Source organism: Spiroplasma endosymbiont of Villa modesta (genome assembly GCF_964030925.1).
GTDB lineage: Bacteria > Bacillota_I > Bacilli_A > Mycoplasmatales > VBWQ01 > Spiroplasma_E.
Genome location: NZ_OZ034992.1, coordinates 300351 through 319076 on the forward strand (window position 1 = coordinate 300351; position 18726 = coordinate 319076).

At 20.1% G+C, this 18726-nt stretch carries 35 protein-coding genes; 12 read left to right on the top strand and 23 right to left on the bottom strand.

All coding sequences use genetic code 4. From position 1 onward, the window contains the following. The first annotated feature begins 107 nt into the window (after positions 1-107). The 7 genes from AAHM89_RS01905 to AAHM89_RS01935 all read left to right on the top strand — a co-directional run bounded on the left by AAHM89_RS01905 (position 108) and on the right by AAHM89_RS01935 (position 6766). Positions 108-1226, top strand: a complete 1119-nt coding sequence (locus AAHM89_RS01905; protein ID WP_342266782.1) for an Mbov_0401 family ICE element transposase-like protein — start codon at positions 108-110, stop codon at positions 1224-1226. A 180-nt stretch (positions 1227-1406) separates the two neighbouring features. Then, a complete protein-coding gene (locus AAHM89_RS01910; RefSeq protein WP_342266783.1) occupies positions 1407-3401 on the top strand; it encodes a hypothetical protein in 1995 nt (664 codons plus the stop codon). 4 nt (positions 3402-3405) lie between these two features. Beyond that, on the top strand, positions 3406-3528 hold the full coding sequence (locus AAHM89_RS01915) for a hypothetical protein (protein ID WP_255495889.1): 123 nt from the start codon (positions 3406-3408) through the stop codon (positions 3526-3528). A 17-nt stretch (positions 3529-3545) separates the two neighbouring features. Further along, entirely contained in the window at positions 3546-4463 is a 918-nt protein-coding gene (locus AAHM89_RS01920; RefSeq protein ID WP_342266785.1) for a hypothetical protein, read from the top strand. Continuing rightward, entirely contained in the window at positions 4450-4788 is a 339-nt protein-coding gene (locus tag AAHM89_RS01925) for a hypothetical protein (RefSeq protein WP_342266786.1), read from the top strand. The genes AAHM89_RS01920 and AAHM89_RS01925 overlap by 14 nt, the downstream gene beginning before the upstream one ends. Next, complete coding sequence (locus AAHM89_RS01930) at positions 4739-6139, top strand: hypothetical protein (RefSeq protein WP_342266787.1); 1401 nt, start codon at positions 4739-4741, stop codon at positions 6137-6139. Before AAHM89_RS01925 ends, AAHM89_RS01930 begins: the two co-directional genes overlap by 50 nt. A 36-nt stretch (positions 6140-6175) precedes the next feature. Then, a complete protein-coding gene (locus AAHM89_RS01935) occupies positions 6176-6766 on the top strand; it encodes a hypothetical protein (protein ID WP_342266788.1) in 591 nt (196 codons plus the stop codon). Here the strand turns inward: AAHM89_RS01935 and AAHM89_RS01940 are convergent. Both AAHM89_RS01940 and AAHM89_RS01945 read right to left on the bottom strand, forming a co-directional pair. Then, positions 6763-7056 (bottom strand): hypothetical protein, encoded by a 294-nt coding sequence (locus tag AAHM89_RS01940; RefSeq protein ID WP_342266789.1) that lies wholly within the window; start codon positions 7054-7056, stop codon positions 6763-6765. The genes AAHM89_RS01935 and AAHM89_RS01940 overlap by 4 nt on opposite strands. Positions 7057-7074: 18 nt before the next feature. Beyond that, complete coding sequence (locus AAHM89_RS01945; protein ID WP_342218296.1) at positions 7075-7374, bottom strand: hypothetical protein; 300 nt, start codon at positions 7372-7374, stop codon at positions 7075-7077. Positions 7375-7723: 349 nt separating this feature from the next. On the opposite strand from AAHM89_RS01945, the gene AAHM89_RS01950 reads away from it, so the two are divergent. From AAHM89_RS01950 to AAHM89_RS01960, 3 genes are all read left to right on the top strand, one after another. Beyond that, entirely contained in the window at positions 7724-8146 is a 423-nt protein-coding gene (locus AAHM89_RS01950) for a transposase family protein (RefSeq protein ID WP_339045912.1), read from the top strand. A gap of 23 nt (positions 8147-8169) precedes the next feature. Beyond that, complete coding sequence (locus tag AAHM89_RS01955; RefSeq protein WP_339045908.1) at positions 8170-8577, top strand: transposase family protein; 408 nt, start codon at positions 8170-8172, stop codon at positions 8575-8577. A 251-nt stretch (positions 8578-8828) separates the two neighbouring features. Beyond that, entirely contained in the window at positions 8829-9947 is a 1119-nt protein-coding gene (locus AAHM89_RS01960; RefSeq protein WP_342266790.1) for an Mbov_0401 family ICE element transposase-like protein, read from the top strand. 403 nt (positions 9948-10350) lie between these two features. On the opposite strand, the gene AAHM89_RS01965 is transcribed toward AAHM89_RS01960, so the two are convergent. The 21 genes from AAHM89_RS01965 to AAHM89_RS02065 form a co-directional block, all read right to left on the bottom strand. After that, positions 10351-10617 carry a hypothetical protein gene (locus AAHM89_RS01965; RefSeq protein WP_342266791.1) on the bottom strand — a complete coding sequence of 89 codons (267 nt, stop codon included), beginning with the start codon at positions 10615-10617 and terminating at the stop codon, positions 10351-10353. Positions 10618-10620: 3 nt separating this feature from the next. Beyond that, complete coding sequence (locus tag AAHM89_RS01970) at positions 10621-10905, bottom strand: hypothetical protein (protein ID WP_342266792.1); 285 nt, start codon at positions 10903-10905, stop codon at positions 10621-10623. Between the two features lie 125 nt (positions 10906-11030). Further along, the gene (locus tag AAHM89_RS01975) at positions 11031-11156 is read right to left on the bottom strand and encodes a hypothetical protein (RefSeq protein WP_342266793.1); all 126 of its coding nucleotides are present in this window, start codon (positions 11154-11156) and stop codon (positions 11031-11033) included. Next, positions 11134-11328: a hypothetical protein gene (locus AAHM89_RS01980; protein WP_342266794.1), complete on the bottom strand. Its 195-nt coding sequence runs from the start codon at positions 11326-11328 to the stop codon at positions 11134-11136. The genes AAHM89_RS01975 and AAHM89_RS01980 overlap by 23 nt, the downstream gene beginning before the upstream one ends. After that, the gene (locus AAHM89_RS01985; protein WP_342266795.1) at positions 11328-11498 is read right to left on the bottom strand and encodes a hypothetical protein; all 171 of its coding nucleotides are present in this window, start codon (positions 11496-11498) and stop codon (positions 11328-11330) included. Before AAHM89_RS01985 ends, AAHM89_RS01980 begins: the two co-directional genes overlap by 1 nt. Then, positions 11498-11725: a hypothetical protein gene (locus AAHM89_RS01990; RefSeq protein ID WP_342266796.1), complete on the bottom strand. Its 228-nt coding sequence runs from the start codon at positions 11723-11725 to the stop codon at positions 11498-11500. The genes AAHM89_RS01985 and AAHM89_RS01990 overlap by 1 nt, the downstream gene beginning before the upstream one ends. Before the next feature lie 11 nt (positions 11726-11736). Beyond that, a complete protein-coding gene (locus tag AAHM89_RS01995; RefSeq protein ID WP_342266797.1) occupies positions 11737-12075 on the bottom strand; it encodes a hypothetical protein in 339 nt (112 codons plus the stop codon). Then, positions 12068-12259: a hypothetical protein gene (locus AAHM89_RS02000; RefSeq protein ID WP_342266798.1), complete on the bottom strand. Its 192-nt coding sequence runs from the start codon at positions 12257-12259 to the stop codon at positions 12068-12070. The genes AAHM89_RS01995 and AAHM89_RS02000 overlap by 8 nt, the downstream gene beginning before the upstream one ends. Further along, on the bottom strand, positions 12252-12407 hold the full coding sequence (locus AAHM89_RS02005) for a hypothetical protein (protein WP_342266799.1): 156 nt from the start codon (positions 12405-12407) through the stop codon (positions 12252-12254). The genes AAHM89_RS02000 and AAHM89_RS02005 overlap by 8 nt, the downstream gene beginning before the upstream one ends. 102 nt (positions 12408-12509) lie before the next feature. After that, positions 12510-12713, bottom strand: a complete 204-nt coding sequence (locus AAHM89_RS02010; RefSeq protein ID WP_342266800.1) for a hypothetical protein — start codon at positions 12711-12713, stop codon at positions 12510-12512. 36 nt (positions 12714-12749) lie between these two features. After that, the gene (locus tag AAHM89_RS02015) at positions 12750-13478 is read right to left on the bottom strand and encodes an ERF family protein (protein WP_342266801.1); all 729 of its coding nucleotides are present in this window, start codon (positions 13476-13478) and stop codon (positions 12750-12752) included. Then, entirely contained in the window at positions 13478-13657 is a 180-nt protein-coding gene (locus tag AAHM89_RS02020; protein ID WP_342266802.1) for a hypothetical protein, read from the bottom strand. The genes AAHM89_RS02015 and AAHM89_RS02020 overlap by 1 nt, the downstream gene beginning before the upstream one ends. 2 nt (positions 13658-13659) lie before the next feature. Continuing rightward, positions 13660-13782, bottom strand: a complete 123-nt coding sequence (locus AAHM89_RS02025) for a hypothetical protein (protein WP_342266462.1) — start codon at positions 13780-13782, stop codon at positions 13660-13662. Between the two features lie 4 nt (positions 13783-13786). Then, a complete protein-coding gene (locus tag AAHM89_RS02030; protein WP_342254238.1) occupies positions 13787-13969 on the bottom strand; it encodes a hypothetical protein in 183 nt (60 codons plus the stop codon). Continuing rightward, entirely contained in the window at positions 13959-14117 is a 159-nt protein-coding gene (locus tag AAHM89_RS02035) for a hypothetical protein (protein ID WP_342266803.1), read from the bottom strand. The genes AAHM89_RS02030 and AAHM89_RS02035 overlap by 11 nt, the downstream gene beginning before the upstream one ends. A 134-nt stretch (positions 14118-14251) precedes the next feature. Continuing rightward, positions 14252-14743: a hypothetical protein gene (locus AAHM89_RS02040; RefSeq protein ID WP_342265952.1), complete on the bottom strand. Its 492-nt coding sequence runs from the start codon at positions 14741-14743 to the stop codon at positions 14252-14254. 435 nt (positions 14744-15178) lie between these two features. After that, entirely contained in the window at positions 15179-15337 is a 159-nt protein-coding gene (locus AAHM89_RS02045; RefSeq protein ID WP_342266804.1) for a hypothetical protein, read from the bottom strand. Positions 15338-15662: 325 nt separating this feature from the next. Beyond that, positions 15663-16358: a hypothetical protein gene (locus AAHM89_RS02050; RefSeq protein WP_342266805.1), complete on the bottom strand. Its 696-nt coding sequence runs from the start codon at positions 16356-16358 to the stop codon at positions 15663-15665. A 218-nt stretch (positions 16359-16576) separates the two neighbouring features. Next, positions 16577-16984, bottom strand: a complete 408-nt coding sequence (locus AAHM89_RS02055) for a transposase family protein (RefSeq protein ID WP_339045908.1) — start codon at positions 16982-16984, stop codon at positions 16577-16579. Between the two features lie 91 nt (positions 16985-17075). Next, on the bottom strand, positions 17076-17267 hold the full coding sequence (locus AAHM89_RS02060) for a hypothetical protein (protein ID WP_342266689.1): 192 nt from the start codon (positions 17265-17267) through the stop codon (positions 17076-17078). A 22-nt stretch (positions 17268-17289) separates the two neighbouring features. Then, positions 17290-17430, bottom strand: coding sequence for a hypothetical protein (locus tag AAHM89_RS02065; protein WP_342266386.1), 141 nt, complete (start codon positions 17428-17430; stop codon positions 17290-17292). Positions 17431-17769: 339 nt separating this feature from the next. Here AAHM89_RS02065 and rplM point away from each other — a divergent pair, with 339 nt between their 5' ends. Together rplM and rpsI are read left to right on the top strand one after the other, a co-directional pair. After that, entirely contained in the window at positions 17770-18210 is a 441-nt protein-coding gene (gene rplM, locus AAHM89_RS02070) for a 50S ribosomal protein L13 (protein WP_252319876.1), read from the top strand. A gap of 6 nt (positions 18211-18216) precedes the next feature. Next, positions 18217-18624, top strand: a complete 408-nt coding sequence (gene rpsI / locus AAHM89_RS02075) for a 30S ribosomal protein S9 (protein ID WP_252319874.1) — start codon at positions 18217-18219, stop codon at positions 18622-18624. Positions 18625-18726 lie beyond the last annotated feature (102 nt).

The window sequence follows — 18726 nt, forward strand, 5'->3', positions numbered from 1 at the left end:
TTTATTTAAAATTACACTTATATATTTATATAATAATTAAGTAAATTAATTTTTTAAATATATTTACAATAAATTTAGATTTTTTTAAAATAGTTAGGAGAAAAAATATGAGTTTTAATTATTTATGAACTTTAAAAGAAGCAACAAAAAGAATGTATCAATCATTTAGAGATGATATAAAAAATCAATGAGAAAAAACAGATTGAAGAATATTAAAAGAAAGAGATAGAAAATATATTCCAGTTAAAATTAAAGAAAGAACTAGAAATACTATCAATGGTCTTGTTACTTATAAATGTCGTGATTATAAATATTATGATGAACAATTAAAAAAATGAGTAAGAGTTTGTTTATTAGATGAAGAATTAGAATTACCTAAATATAAAAGAACTTGTCAGGATATCAAAAATAATGTTATTGAACATTTTGCTGATGGAAAAAGATATGTTGATATTTTACATACTATGAAGCAAACAAAATTTAGTACAACAAGTATTAGTAGATTATTTCAAGAATATCAAGTTAATAAATTAGATGTTCCTAAAATAAAATTAGAACCAAATCAATTTATTTATATTAGTATTGATGATGGACATCGAAAATTTTGAAAATTTAAACGCAATTCTGGTAAATATTCAATGCGTTTAGTATTATTTTGTACAGATAATGTTAATCATAAATTAGTTAATAAAAGAGCAGATGTAATAATAAGACCAACAAAAACGGCAATTGGTGTTAAAAAAACTGCTGAATTTATCAAAGAACAAGGAAATAGATTTTTTGAAAATTTTGACCAAGCAAAAATTATTATTTGTGGAGATAGTGCAGGATGAATTAAAGAAGTTGCTGATTATTTAGGTGCAAGTTTTGTTTTAGATAAATTCCATTTAGTTAAAAAATTATATGTTGGAATAATCGCTGGAAATAAAGGAAAATATTGAGATGAATATAAGATTTGTAGAAATTTTATTGAAAATGGTCAATATGATGAGTTAATAAAATATATGAATGAAATATTAAAAAACCATAAAAAATTAAAAAAACAATATTTTAAAAATAATAAACAAGGTATTAAAAATCAAGGTGCAAAGTGAAATATTGGTTGTTTTACAGAAGGTAATATTTGACATATTTTAAAAGAAATGCTTGGCAATAGAACTTATAACATAAATATTTATATTAAAATGGTTATTTTTAAATGTAATCAAATAAATTTAAAAACATAACTTAATTAATTTTTTTTATTAAAATTTTAAAAACTTATTAAATTAAAAGTTAATAAGAATTTTTGTTTTATATAAATATTAAATTTTATTAATGATTTTTTTAATATTTGTATTTTAATTGTAATTCATTTAATTTAGTAGTAAGATGTATTTACAATTGCATATAATTACAATTATTTCTTGTCTATAATTTTAAAGAAATGTTTAAAAAGTAATTATATCCTCCGTTTTTGTTACCGTCCCAATGAAATATATAGAGGTCCTGTTAGTAAATTTGTTAATAAAGGTTATGTAGCAACTGATTATGATAAAGAAACTGAAACAATGATTTTAGATTGACCTGATGAAATTGGAACATTACCACCCGAAGCATTACAAAATAATCCACAAATTGGTGATTATACACATGCACCAACTTGTGATTTTTCTGCTAAACAACAAAAACGAATTACTACAAATGAAAATGAAATTACCAAATTAAATAATGAATTAATTAAAGCAAATGAAAATATTAATGATGTTAAAAATAATTGATTTAATATTGAAACTAGTCCTTTATGAAAGAAAGTTAAAAATGAAAATATTAAAACAGATACATGATATATCATTGATTGAACATATTATTTTATCGATAGTAAACAACTTATTATAAGTAATAATAAATTAACTAAATCTAATATCAGAATTACTAATGATCAAATAGAACAAAAGCAAATAATAATTGAAAATATTGATGTTAATATTGATAAAGTAACATTATTATATGATGTTGATTTAATAAAGTTTATTGCTACTAATAGCACAAAAAAATATACACCAATAATTCATAATATATATCAATATCAAGGAACTGGTACACCAATTGAATTTATAGCAGAAGATAGTATTGATAATGATTATTATACAAAGCAAGAAACTAATGACTTATTAAATAAAAAACAAGATAAATTAATTGCTGGTGAAAATATTAAAATTGAAAATAATGTTATTAGTACTACTAGTAGTGGTGGTGAATCATTATGAGAAGTTAATAAAGATAATCCTAATTTTATTAATTCAAAAGATGATAAAGGTATTAGTGCTAATAATAAAAGAATTATTGATGTTGGAACACCTACTTTTGAAACTGATGCAACTAACAAAGAATATGTTGATAATAAAATACCAGATTTAACTAATTATTATAAAAAATCTGTTTTTATGAAAGGATATTTTACATATAAAGATGATAGAGACCAATTATGAATAAATGATAGTTCAAATAGTTCTCTTGCTATCTCATTATTGCTTAATAATACTTATGGAAGATTAGAAACTAATAATAAAAATATTGTTGGTGCTATTAATGAAATAAATAAAAAACAAGTTAAAGAAAATTGAAAAGTAATAGGTAAAAGTATAAATAATCGTAAATATGGTGATTTTAATCTTGCTTTTAATACTCTTTATAGAGTAATTATTACATGGGAATCTCCACCATTTCATCAAGTAAATACAAGAATAACAGTAGAATTTAAAACAGGTAATTATTTAGGTGGAATACATGGAAGTAAAATATTTCTTACAAAAGGTTTAATTAATAATGAAGAAGGTATTTTATATTTACAATTATTAGATATTAATAAATGACAATTAATTTTAGAAGGTGGAAATGAAAAATATGCAAATATTTTTTCATTAGAAGAATTACAAAATACAGTTAAAGTAGATATTATTCAACCTATAAAAATTACAAGTCATACTTTAAAAATAAATGAATTAAAAAATAATGAGATTAATATTGAATTACCAAATACTCCAACACCAAGTCCAAGTGGTTCAAATTGAAAGGAAGTAGGAATATTAACAAGTGATAAAAAACAAATTGGTTATGAACTAATTCCTAATAAATTATATAAGTTAACTTATAATAACACCGGCAATAAAGAACCTTATTATAGTTATGCACCAAAATTAGAAATTTTATTTAGACCGCAACCATTACCTTATCAATTACCTTTTTCACCCACAATATGTTATCTTTTTGGAACTATTAAATTTAATTATGGTATAACTGGGGTAATTACTTATCAACACGTTCCTAATGATACCAAATCAAGAAAAATTGTTGGTATTACTGCAAGTGATATATATAACACATCTGCTTTATATAAATTAGAAGAATTACAGGAATAATATTATGTTTTTTAAAATTATAAAAATTATTTTAGGTTTAATTGGAGTTTTATTATCTTCTGCAGTTGCTGGTTTAATTATATTTATTATAGTAAAAATTGTATTAAAAATTAATCAAATATTTTAAGAAAGGTGGTGAATATTATGTTAGGTAGATTTTTTAGAAAAGATAAAAGTAATATTAGTGATAATCAAAATGAAAAAGTAAAATTTTTAACTAATAAAAATAAAAGTACTCATGCTTCTATTTTAAATTATTTTGGTTTTAATGACTTTAACCATGAAACTTATTTCACTGATTTTGTAGCAGAAAATAATGCTAATTTATATAATGCTCCATTAGAAATTAATAATGAAACTATTAAAAAATATTTAATTCAAGAAGAATTTTATAGAAAAAATTGAAATTCAATTTTTAAGTTAAGTAAATTAGGAATTAGCGGTTATTTAATTTATATTGCTAATGATGATTTATATTTTCAAGTAGTTGATATACAACAAAGAGTTTATGATATTACTGGTAAATTAATTCAATGTACTATTTTTTATGATAATTATGAACAAAATGCACAAATGGTAAGATTATTTGAAATTTATACATTAAATAATGAACAAGTAACTATTAATCGTGCAATTTATAGTATTAGTGATAATAAAAAACAATTTCCATTAGATTTTAAATCATATATTAATAACGCTAATTTAGAACAAGAACAAACACTAAATATTAACTATATACCAATAGCAATTATGAGAAATAAAGCAAATGAACTAGCAGATTGTAATAAAGTAATGGATAAAATTAAAGCATTAGATGTTATTTATGAACAAATTGTTTTAGATACCATTTTAAATTCACCTAAATTTATATTTAGTCAAACTTATGGTAATGTTCAATCAACATTAGAAGAAGCAGTAAGAACATTAGTTACTAAAAATTACATATTTAAAAGTGGTGGAGATAATAATGAACAAAATGAAAATATCAATATGACAAATAGTAATTTTAAAGGTAAAAATTTAACTGATATATACGATTGAAATGTTAATGAAATATTTTAAACGTTGTGGTATTCATATACCAAGTCAAAAGAAATCTGCACAACAATCAGTACCTGAAAGTACAGCTGTAAATATTTCAACTATTAATTATATTGAACAAAAGTTATGACAATTTAATATTGATATTCTTAAATTTATTCAAATCTTAGTAAGCATAGATAAAGATTTATTAAATAGTAAAACATTTAATATTAATGATGAACAAGAAATTAATAATTTAACTGTTAAATTAAAATTATTTAATCCCGAAAATAACCAATTAATAGGAGAGAACAATGGAAAACAACAACAAACCACAAACGAAGTTTCCACAGAAACAAACTAAACTTAATCAAGCAGAAGTAGAAAATGATTATTTAATTGATAATATTCCTTATGATTTTACTAATATGATGAGTGCTACTAGTGATCCAGATATTAATAGAGCATACGATGAATTTAAAAAAAGAACTATATATATTTATGAAATTGAACGTTTATTTAAAAATAATGAAAATAATAGTTTAAGATTTTCAGCAAATACTATTAAAATAGGTTTTATTGATATTGATAAGATATTAAAAACTATTGCTGTTGAAACATCTGACTTTACTATGCAATTAAATCAAAGAGCAAGTACAAATATTAATGATAATACAATTGAATATAGTATGACTGATATTAAGAATTTAATTTTTCAAGAAATAAATTTATTAAATCAATTTAAGTTATATGCTGTATCTATTAATGAACCATTAACTGAAAATAATATTGATAATTTATATATTATTAATAATTATTCACAACCTTATCAAAATCCAAAAATAAGAAGTACTAAAAGTATTACTATAATTAAAATTAAAGATTTTAAAACAAGAGATGGTTATCCAATCATTATTAAATTACAAAAACCATTAGATAAAAATACAAAAGTTATTGGTTTAAAAATTAAAGCTCCTAGAAGCATGATTTTTGGCAATATAAAGGTACTTGGTGAAGTTGATAATATGGAAGTATACCCAAAGTTATTTATCAAGGATAAGATAGCATTTCCGCTATTATCAATGCCTATTGAAACTCAACCAAAAGTTAGAATATTACAACAATGATTTAGTGAACAAATATTACCTTGAAATTTAGCAAAACAATTTATTGGACAAGAAAAATCAGTTTTAGATTTAATTAAAATTAGTAGTGGTAATATAACAAGAAGAGAAGTTATTAAAAATGCAAGAGTTACACATGCTTGATTAGGATATGAATTTAGTAATGTTTTAGGTGGCAAATGACCACTAAAAAGTCAAAAAGAATTAAAAGATAAAGAAGTTTGAGATTTTGTAGGTGAAAGTCAATTTTATCAATATGTTGCAACTAATAATAAATTTGATGATATTGAAATAGAAATTAAAGACGCACCAACTAATGATAGTTTACAACAATTATTATTAGATATGCTAAGTTATACATATAACTATAATAGAAATTTTAAAGGTGCAGAATATGATGATAAAGGTAAGCCAACAAATAAAATGGCAGAATTACGTGATACATTTTCAGGGCAAAAACCCGATGAAATAATTACTAACTTATTTAAACAATGAGAGTTTGAATATCCAAATTATATAAACTTACCACAAATACAAATATTTAAACAAGTATTTATTATGTTATCAAAATATATTTATTCATCATTATAAATTAATAAAGGATTAAATGATGATAATAAAATATTATTGCCTTATTATTTTGAATTAAAATCAAGTCCAATTAAACCTAGTAAAATAGATATTTGACAATTTAAAGATGTAAAGGTAATATTAAAATCTCCATATTTTGATTTTACTGATATTAATAACATTAAATTGAAAAACAATGATATTAGTCAAAATGAATTATTTAAACTTGATGATAACCAGTTTAATTGATTATCTATTACAAATGAATTAGAAAGTAATAATATTCCGTCATTAATTCCTGCTGATTGAACATTAGGTAATGGTGAGTATGGAAAGTATTTTACAAAAGCAATTATTAGTAACAATAAAATTGAAAATGCTTTAAATTTATACGGTTCAAATAAAGCTCAATTATTTTCTAAATTAGAATTTTATAAAGAAATTTCACAAATTGATAATAATGATGAATTTGAATTACAAATTGAAAATCCGATTAATAACTTAAATCGGATTGAAATTAGTGGTATATTTGGTGCTGGTAATTATGAATTAATTTTAATAACTGATAAACAAGAAATAAACTTACAAAATATTAATTTATTTGATAAATATAATGAGAATATTTCTTATATAAATGTAGAAATTTAATTATCAAAATATCAATCAGGATAGTTACCATCTCATTTTATATCATCTTCATGTTTCGGTTTTTTAGAAAAATATAATTGAAAAATATTTTCACTTGTATATGTATTAACTCAAATAGTAGTTGTTCCATATACCATTTCTCCATTTCGTGTTAAATAATGCTTAACATTAGTACCTACATTATGGGTAAGCATCCCCCCCATGATTAATCCTATTGTTCCAGTTGTAGCACCAGTTAGTGCTAATGCTAATGTTATTTTACTTAAATTTGTTTTTATTCATGTTTTCATATTTTTTTTACTCCTTTATTATAAATAATTTACTAACAATTCTACATTATCAATTTCATCATCATTTTTTAATTCTTTTCTAATTTCTTCTAACCATTCAGGTGCTAACTCATATTCAAGTTCATCTGCATGTTCTTTACATAAAAAAACATTGGTTACTTTTTTTTCGTCAACTCTTAATTGAACAATATTATCTGATACAATATTGCATCCTTTTCTTTGACAAATTACATCTTCATCAAAATTATCATTCATCATTTTAAATTGTTTTTGCTTATTTTTTACTTTTTTTCGAACTTTGCTTCTTTTTTTACTCATAAATTCTCCTTATTTCTTAATTTTACTTTTAAATTGTACTATTTTTGATTATTTTTACAAGTATGCTTTTAAATGCAAAATAACGCCTAAATTAAAGGCGTTTATTTTATGATACCTATACTATTAATTATATTGAAATTGTTTATTATATTTTAAATATGAAAGTGGTTTTTTAAATATTTTTTATTTTATTTAAAATTACACTTATATATTTATATAATAATTAAGTAAATTAATTTTTTAAATATAGACATATTCCGTAATTAAATTTTTTAAAAGTCAATTATAATTTTAAAATTTATTTTATAATTTTGTTATTAACAATAAATTTAGAAAAGTGTTGATAAAAATGATTTTTGAAAATTTAAAAAAATTAAAAAATGAAGAATTTTACAGATATTTTGGTATAAAACGTTTTCATTTTAATGAAATGTTAGAAAAATTAATTGAAATAGAAAAATTAGAAAAAAATAAAGGTCGAAAAAATAAACTTTCAGTAGAAGAAAGATTAATGATGACTTTATTATACTGAAAAGAATATTATACTTTTTTTCAAATGAGTATTAAATCTAAAATGAGCCCATCAAGTTGTTTTCGAAATATTACTTGAGTAGAAAATAAACTTAGTAACCACAAAGATTACCAATTTTTAAAAGAAAGATATAAATTAAAAATTGATAAAAAACAAGAAAATTCAAATGAATTTCAATTTTATTTAATTGATTCAACTGAGATTGAAATTGAAAGACCAACTAAAAAAAACTACAGTTAGAATATTTTTCTGGTAAAAGTTGAATGTATTCTATAAAATTTCAAATTGTATATGATTTTTTTAATAAAAAAATTGTTGATATTTTTGCTGATAATGGTAAAGTGCATGATTTTCAAATATTAAAAAATTCAAATCTTGAATTTTCAGAAAAAACAATAATTATTGGTGATTTAGGATATCAAGGTATACAAAATATTTATAAAAATACAATAATACCAATTAAAAGAACTAAAAATAAAAAATTAACTAAACAAGAAAGAAAATACAATAAGATTGTATCTAAAATTAGAATTAAAGTTGAACATGTCTTTGCTTGATTGAAAAGATTCAAAATTTTAGTAAATAAATGTAGAAAATCTAAATTTAGACTTATGTACTTAAGATTTAACTTACTTTGTGAAATTTTTAATAAAATAAAACCATTAAAATAAAAAAAATATTAAAAATATTTTTTTAAAATTTAAATTTTTATCGAGTTAATATAAAAATATTATTAACAATTTTTTGTTTAAAATGTAAACTCATTTTTTAAACTATTTTTTCAAAAAATATTTATTTCTATATTCAATAACACTAAATAGTTTTAAAACAATTTTATTGACAATTAATTAAATTTAATTACGGAATATGTCCTATATTTACAATAAATTTAGATTTTTTTAAAATAGTTAGGAGAAAAAATATGAGTTTTAATTATTTATGAACTTTAAAAGAAGCAACAAAAAGAATGTATCAATCATTTAGAGATGATATAAAAAATCAATGAGAAAAAACAGATTGAAGAATATTAAAAGAAAGAGATAGAAAATATATTCCAGTTAAAATTAAAGAAAGAACTAGAAATACTATCAATGGTCTTGTTACTTATAAATGTCGTGATTATAAATATTATGATGAACAATTAAAAAAATGAGTAAGAGTTTGTTTATTAGATGAAGAATTAGAATTACCTAAATATAAAAGAACTTGTCAGGATATCAAAAATAATGTTATTGAACATTTTGCTGATGGAAAAAGATATGTTGATATTTTACATACTATGAAGCAAACAAAATTTAGTACAACAAGTATTATTAGATTATTTCAAGAATATCAAGTTAATAAATTAGATGTTCCTAAAATAAAATTAGAACCAAATCAATTTATTTATATTAGTATTGATGATGGACATCGAAAATTTTGAAAATTTAAACGCAATTCTGGTAAATATTCAATGCGTTTAGTATTATTTTGTACAGATAATGTTAATCATAAATTAGTTAATAAAAGAGCAGATGTAATAATAAGACCAACAAAAACGGCAATTGGTGTTAAAAAAACTGCTGAATTTATCAAAGAACAAGGAAATAGATTTTTTGAAAATTTTGACCAAGCAAAAATTATTATTTGTGGAGATAGTGCAGGATGAATTAAAGAAGTTGCTGATTATTTAGGTACAAGTTTTGTTTTAGATAAATTCCATTTAGTTAAAAAATTATATGTTGGAATAATCGCTGGAAATAAAGGAAAATATTGAGATGAATATAAGATTTGTAGAAATTTTATTGAAAATGGTCAATATGATGAGTTAATAAAATATATGAATGAAATATTAAAAAACCATAAAAAATTAAAAAAACAATATTTTAAAAATAATAAAGAAGGTATTAAAAATCAAGGTGCAAAGTGAAATATTGGTTGTTTTACAGAAGGTAATATTTGACATATTTTAAAAGAAATGCTTGGCAATAGAACTTATAACATAAATATTTATATTAAAATGGTTATTTTTAAATGTAATCAAATAAATTTAAAAACATAACTTAATTAATTTTTTTTATTAAAATTTTAAAAACTTATTAAATTAAAAGTTAATAAGAATTTTTGTTTTATATAAATATTAAATTTTATTAATGATTTTTTTAATATTTGTATTTTAATTGTAATTCATTTAATTTAGTAGTAAGATGTATTTACAATTGCATATAATTACAATTATTTCTTGTCTATAATTTTAAAGAAATGTTTAAAAAGTAATTATATCCTCCGTTTTTGTTACCGTCCCATTAATTTTTCATCTTCATAAGCATTTTTAACTGCATTTTGTATTATTTTTTCATTATATTTAAATTGTTTTCTTTTTGTCATTAAAACCACCTATTTACTTTTATATGTGTATATATTATATCATATTTTCTATATTAAATATAGATTATTTAATTATTTTATTCATCATCATCATTAATTTCTATTTGAGAATTATGATGATGACATTGTTTACATTTTTCTATTTTTTCTCAAATTTTTCTATTAATATTATAATCGTTTAATAATTCTTCTAATTCTTCAATATTATTTTTGTCAATATGCAAATCTTTAAAATTTAAAGTAAAATCTCCTTCACCTGAAAAATGACCAACACTTACATCATAATGTTTTTCTTTTTTTCATTTATTTAAAAATTCATCTATTGTACAATTTATCATTATCATTATTTACTCCTTATTATAAGTTAATCTTTCTTTTTCTGTTTCTGGAAAATGATTATAACATTTCATTTCTTGATTATCTGGTGCAATAAATACTTCAATTTCTAAACTATCTGCGTCTAACTTATATGATAATACTTTTCAATCTGCTAACTCTAAATCAAATAATCTATTATCATCTTCAATAGCACCATAATTACCATTATGTGAAAATGTTATTTCTTTATTTTTTGTATAAATTCTAAAATTATTATATTTATCACTATATTTTAAAAAGTCTCATAAATTCATATTTACTCCTTATTTTTTCTTTTTTTATATCATCATCTAATAGTTAATTCACCTAAAATATTACCTATAATGCAACTATTTATAGTATTTACTATAAATAAAATTCATTCTCATCAAACCATTATTTACTCCTTTTCTTTTAATTTTTGTTTTTTATTTTTATATACTTTTAATCTTAATTTTCAATCACAATATCAACAACCATATTCACTTTTAGGAATATAATTTTTATTTTTTCTTTTCATATTCATTTTTTATTTCTTTTACTTTATTTTTAAATTGTTTTTTATGAAAATAACACATATTAAAAAATTGAACAGCACTATCTTCTATATTTATAGAATTTAAAGTAACTAATACTTTACTATTACAATCTTTAACAATACATTTAAGTAATACTTTTTCTTGCTTTTGTTTTTGCATTATTTTACTTCCTTATTTAATTTATTTAAGTAATTATTTAAATAAATAATAGTTATATCTTTTTTAATTTGTTCATTACTATAAAGTAAATACATATGTAAAAAAGAAGCTCTTTCATCTAATAATTTATTAATTTTTGTTATTTTTTTTAATTTAAAATTCATAAACATTATTTATTCTCCTTATTTAAATAATATCAACCAATTAATAAACTATCTGCTTGGTCATGGTCTTTAATTTCTATATTTCATTTATATTTTTCTTGTAATGATTTAGCAAACATTAAACTAAAATATTTATCTCATTTATTAATTTTTGAATAACTTGAATATATTGGTAATAGTAATTCTTGTTGTTCTTTATATCATTTTTTTCATTCACTTGGACTTATTAACATATCTTTTGTTATTAATTTATTAAATTGTCCAGCAATAAAACCACGTAAATGTTCTTGTGTTTCATAACCAATACCATTTTACTATGAAAAGTACCACGTTCAATAATTAAATTTAATTTACTAAGTACATTATCAATATCATTTTGTTGTAAAAAAGCATCTTTTTTAGCAGTTATCATTGAAAAAATAAAATCATTAATTAAATCATTAAAATTATTTGTAATAATAGAATTAACTTCAATTTTCTTATTAAAACTATAACTTTCTATTAATATTGGTTTTTTATTTTCTCATAAAGTAAATCCAGTATTTTTAATACTTGGGTCAATTGAAAGTAAATAATTATTCATAATTTAATCTACCACAACTTTCACATTTTATTTCTTCTCTTCATGGACTTGCATTACCTTCATTTTCTAAATCTAAATCACTTGCATATATACTACATATTGCTTTACATTTTAAACATTCAAAATATAATATTTCATCAATTACATCTTCTAATTTAAATTCTTCATGTTTACAATTATTCATTATCAAATTCTCCGTTTTTAATTCTTTTAATTAATTCATCAATACCTTTTATATTTGGGTCTCTATTTGAAGATAATAAAAATTGTTTTCCATTATAAGCATTTGCTCTATTATTAATTAAATATTTAATTAATTTTTCTTTATTCATTATTTATTCTCCTTATTTTTATTTAAATTTATAACTAATATTTCTAAACATTTAAGACATCAATTTTTACTTAAAAATATTCTTTTATTACAATATTTACATTTATTCATTATTTTCTTCTTTTTTCTCTAAAATTTCTCTTATTATTTTTAATTCAGTTAATCTTATTTCATTTGATTTAATAAAACTATTAAAATGATTAATATCATCTTGTAATCTTAATATTCTTTGCTTATGTTCATTAATATTTTCTAAATGTTTATTAATTCTGTCATTAATATATTCTAATGGTGTATTTTTAATCATTTTTATTTTCTCCTTTAAAATATTTTGTTTTTACATTTATTCATAATTTCTATACTCATTTTTATTATTAGTTTTTATATTTTTAAATCTTTCACGAATTTCTTTAAATTTATCAAATAAAGTTTTTAAATAATTTTCACCCATTAATATTAAAAAATCTTTATTATTATTTGGATTTAATCTTTCCATATCTTCTCTTATACATTCATCAAATAAAACTGTATTTGTAATCATATATTTTTCAAAATAATCTAATTGTTTTTCACTTGGTTCTCATTTTTCATTTTGTATTTTTACATTATTATTAATATAATTATTTTGTTGTTTATTATTTTGAATTAAATTAACATTATCATTATCTGGGTCAAGTTCATCTTCACTTAATAAAAGTAAATTCATTAAAAAATATCTATAAGCATAAGTTTCTGCACTACCTTTTGCTTTTGCTATATCTGTATTTTTAGCACAAGCAAGTATATCAAAATATTTTATTTCTTTATCATTATCTAAATCAATAATTGTATATCTTTTAAAATAAGTTATTTCTACTTCTTTATTATTATCTAAATAATTTATTTTTCTATCAGTTGTTAATATATCTTCATGTGTAATAACAATATTTAATTCTTTACATAATAATTTAAATTTATTAAAAATATCACTTAATAATCAATATTTATAATTACCAAATTTATTAAAACCATTTTTAGGTGTACTACCAATTTCTAATTGTAATTTAAGTATTTTTTTATATAAATTATTCATTATTTATCACTCTTTCTATTTATTTCATTTTTAATTAAATCCCTTACAAAATCATTCATAGTTATATTTCTTTCATAACAATATGTTTTTAATTCATAATGGTCATTTTTAGTAAGACGAATTTTTAAATTTTTAATTAATAATTTATCTTCATGTTTTTTAAGTGCTGCTGCTACCATTTTTATTCACTACTTTCTTCATTCATAAATAATTCTTTAATTCTTTCACCATATTTACCATTTTTAATATCTTGAAAAAAAATTTCTCAATCATTTTTTATTTCTTGAAAACTTTTATTTTGCATATTATTACACTCCTTTAAAATTTTCTAATTGTAATTCATTAATATAATATTCATATAAGTAATCTCAATTATTTGATGTTAAATACATATCTTCTTCAATCATTTCATCAATACATTTATTACAATAATAACTATTATCTATTTCACTAATTCATATATATTTTTCATTATGTATATTACATTTCATAATCATCACTCATTAATTTATAAAAACATTTATTACAAGTTCTATTTGCAAATGATGAATTTTTATTACATATATCACATGAACCAAATATTTTTTCAATTTCTTCATATTTTAAATATATTCTTTTATCTTCTTTTAAATTCAACATAATTAATTACTCTCTTTCTATAATTTTTAATATTTCTTGTATTTCAATATATTTTTTATTTTTAAGTAATTTTTCATTACATAATTTTTTTATTAATTCTATTTTTTCAACATTTAATAACATATTAATTTCCTTTAATACTTTAAATAAAATATTTTTTCATTATGAGTATTTATATCTTTCATTGGTGTAACAATATAATTTATTGCTAAATCATTATCATTATATGGATTATTTATTTTAAAACTTTTCATATCTTGTTCTCATGTAATGTTATATTTAAAACATTCTTGATTTTTATCATTTGTAAAAATATAATAACCATTATATTGTTCATAAAATTCACAAGATATTAATTCATTTTCATTTGTAGTAATATCTGGAATATTTTTTATATATTTTAAAACTTCACTACCTTTAATACTTTTCATATTTTCTGTAATTGAATTTTTACCTAATTTATAATCAAAATTTTCAAATATTTTTAATGCTATTTTTTTATTATTTTCGTCAATACTAGTATATTGTTTAGGAAATCATGTTTCATATTCACCAATTTCTAATAATATTCCACCATTAGTTGATTCTTGTATTTTAGTTTTTAAATCTAAACTAATATTTGGCATATAATATTCCTTTCTAATACGTATTTTTACGTATAAGCCTTATCACCTACAGTGATAAAAGGCTTATATATATATTTTTATTAATACGTATACGTAATATATTGTGCTTTCACTCTTGATGAGTGAAGCACATATACGTAAATAAAAAATTATATTTAATAATTAATTTATTTATGTTATGATATTATTGATGAGGTATGTATGTAATATATAACCCCCCTTATGTGTAATAATTTATTAATAATTAAAGAACAGGGTTTATGGTTATTGCATTTCTATACAAATTTAATTTCAATTTCATACAATAACAATTCAATAAAAATAAATAAATTACTCTTTTATACTCATGTAGTAGTATTTACATTTAGTACTCACAATTAGACTATCTACGAGAGTTTTAAAGTTTTTTTATTTAACAATTAAAAAATGAGAGTTTTATCTCTCATTTATATTTTTATTAAATCGTATCCAAGTTTGCAATGCGCCCCTTTCTATCTTTGACAAATCTTCTATATTAGTTTTTATTTCTTCTCCATTTTCATTTTTGTAAATTGTATCTTGTTGTGTTTTGTATGTTTTTAATAATATTTTCATTAATAAAACCCCCTTTTTATTTACTTTTAATATTTTTTAGATAAATATAATTGATAGACTTATTATTTTAAACTTATATTTATGAATTTATATAGCTTTTTATTATTATATTAAGATTTATTTAAAAATATTTACTTTTAATTTATAATAATATTTTTATTTAAGTTCATAATTATGATATTAAAGATAAGCAATATAGTTTTGATAAATCTTAATTAAAGTTTATATGTGAAAAAATAATATACAATAAAAAATATTTAATGTTAATTATTATGAGTAAACTTGATTAAAATTTTTAATTATTTATTTTTAATACCATTTTTATTTATTGACTAAAAACACCCATACTATCATTTTTATCTCATGAACCAATTCTATTTGTAACAAGCCTTATTCCTTGATCTTCTGGTAGTCTTTTAAAAAAATTATTTATTTCTTGAAAATGATCAATAATAACTTTTATTGTTGTATAAATATCATCTTGACTTATACTACCACCCAATCCAGTATCGTCTTCTTTTGCAAATTTATTGATAATTTTAAAAAATAATTGTTTAAAATTTTCTTGTTTTTCAGTATTATAGATATTTTGGATATGTAAAAAGTTATCATAACTAATTTTTACTTTTATTCAATCATGTGCAACAGGACGATAATCTACTTCAAATAGATTTTTATTATTAAATTTGTATAAAAATTTGTATAAATCATTAGCAATTTGTTCTTGAACTCATTTTGTTGGATGAAATTGATCTAAAAAAAAATAGTTATCAATATTTTGTGAGTTTGCACCAGAAACATATTGAGGTTGTAATATTCCATTTTTTCCAAGAGTATTTATATCAATTTTAGTAGCATTTGAATCTTGGTATTGACTTCCTTTATTTTTGAATTGTTCAAATAGTTTATTAAATTTTGAAAAAACATCATACTCTTTAATATTTGTTTTTTCAAAGTTTTTATTTGCTTTTTTAATTTCTTCAGTTAATTTTAAGTTAAATTTATTTACAAGATTTGTCATTGGTTGTTGATTAATTGGACATATTCCGTAATTAAATTTAATTAATTGTCAATAAAATTGTTTTAAAACTATTTAGTGTTATTGAATATAGAAATAAATATTTTTTGAAAAAATAGTTTAAAAAATGAGTTTACATTTTAAACAAAAAATTGTTAATAATATTTTTATATTAACTCGATAAAAATTTAAATTTTAAAAAAATATTTTTAATATTTTTTTTATTTTAATGGTTTTATTTTATTAAAAATTTCACAAAGTAAGTTAAATCTTAAGTACATAAGTCTAAATTTAGATTTTCTACATTTATTTACTAAAATTTTGAATCTTTTCAATCAAGCAAAGACATGTTCAACTTTAATTCTAATTTTAGATACAATCTTATTGTATTTTCTTTCTTGTTTAGTTAATTTTTTATTTTTAGTTCTTTTAATTGGTATTATTGTATTTTTATAAATATTTTGTATACCTTGATATCCTAAATCACCAATAATTATTGTTTTTTCTGAAAATTCAAGATTTGAATTTTTTAATATTTGAAAATCATGCACTTTACCATTATCAGCAAAAATATCAACAATTTTTTTATTAAAAAAATCATATACAATTTGAAATTTTATAGAATACATTCAACTTTTACCAGAAAAATATTCTAACTGTAGTTTTTTTAGTTGGTCTTTCAATTTCAATCTCAGTTGAATCAATTAAATAAAATTGAAATTAATTTGAATTTTCTTGTTTTTTATCAATTTTTAATTTATATCTTTCTTTTAAAAATTGGTAATCTTTGTGGTTACTAAGTTTATTTTCTACTCAAGTAATATTTCGAAAACAACTTGATGGGCTCATTTTAGATTTAATACTCATTTGAAAAAAAGTATAATATTCTTTTCAGTATAATAAAGTCATCATTAATCTTTCTTCTACTGAAAGTTTATTTTTTCGACCTTTTATTTTTTTCTAATTTTTCTATTTCAATTAATTTTTCTAACATTTCATTAAAATGAAAACGTTTTATACCAAAATATCTGTAAAATTCTTCATTTTTTAATTTTTTTAAATTTTCAAAAATCATTTTTATCAACACTTTTCTAAATTTATTGTTAATAACAAAATTATAAAATAAATTTTAAAATTATAATTGACTTTTAAAAAATTTAATTACGGAATATGTCTACAATAAAAAATATTTAATGTAATTATTTTTTAGAAAATAATACTATATTTTTAAAAAATAAATATTTTTATAAGAGTTAGTTATAACTTTTAATTATTTATTTTGTAATCGATAATTTTGTGTAAAAATAATTATTAAATCTTTGATAATACTTGTTTTTTTAAATAATTTTCTATATAATTATTAATGCTTTAAGCAATGTAGTCCCGGTAAAAATTACACTGTAAGGAGAAAAAAATGCGTCAAACAACAATGAATTTCAGTAACATTGAAAAAAAGTGATATGTTATTGATGCCAGTGGTTTAATTTTAGGACGTCTTGCAACTAAAGTTGCAATGATATTGCGTGGTAAAAATAAACCTTCATTTACACCACATTTAGATTGTGGAGATTATATCATTATTATTAATGCAAACAAAATTAAATTAACAGGTAATAAATTACAAGATAAGAAGTATTATAACCATTCACAATATCCTGGTGGATTACGTGTACGTAATGCACAAAGTATGATTGCTAAAGATGCTTCTGAATTAGTAGAGATAGCGATTAAAGGTATGCTACCAAATACTACCTTAGGTCGTAAGCAATTTACACATCTTCATGTTTATAACCATGATCAACATCAACATCAAGCCCAAAACCCCGAAGTTTTAATATTAGGCCAAGAGGAGTAGACTTTTATGACAACATCTAATAAACCCGTAACTTATTCAAGTTCAGGCGGACGTAAAACGTCAACTGCCCGTGTTCATTTAAAAAATACTGGTCAATCAAAAATATTAATTAATGGTTTTGAGCCTTTAAAATATTTAGAACAAGAAATCTTAGTTCAAGATATGTTATTACCTTTAAAAGTAACTAATACGTTAGAAAACTTTGAAATTAATATCAAAGTTGAAGGTGGCGGAAGAACTGGTCAAGCTGGTGCAGCACGTTTAGCTTTATCTAATGTTTTAGTTAAGGTGTCAGAAGATTATCGAGTATTATTAAGACAATTTGGATTATTAACTCGTGATGCACGTAAAAAAGAACGTAAAAAATATGGTTTAAAAGCAGCCAGAAAAGCACCGCAGTTTTCAAAACGTTAATAGTAATAAAAAAAGAGTCTGAGACTCTTTTTTTATTACTATTATCTAATATTTTTTTATTATTATAGTATTACTAGAATTTTATATATTATTTTTGTTTAT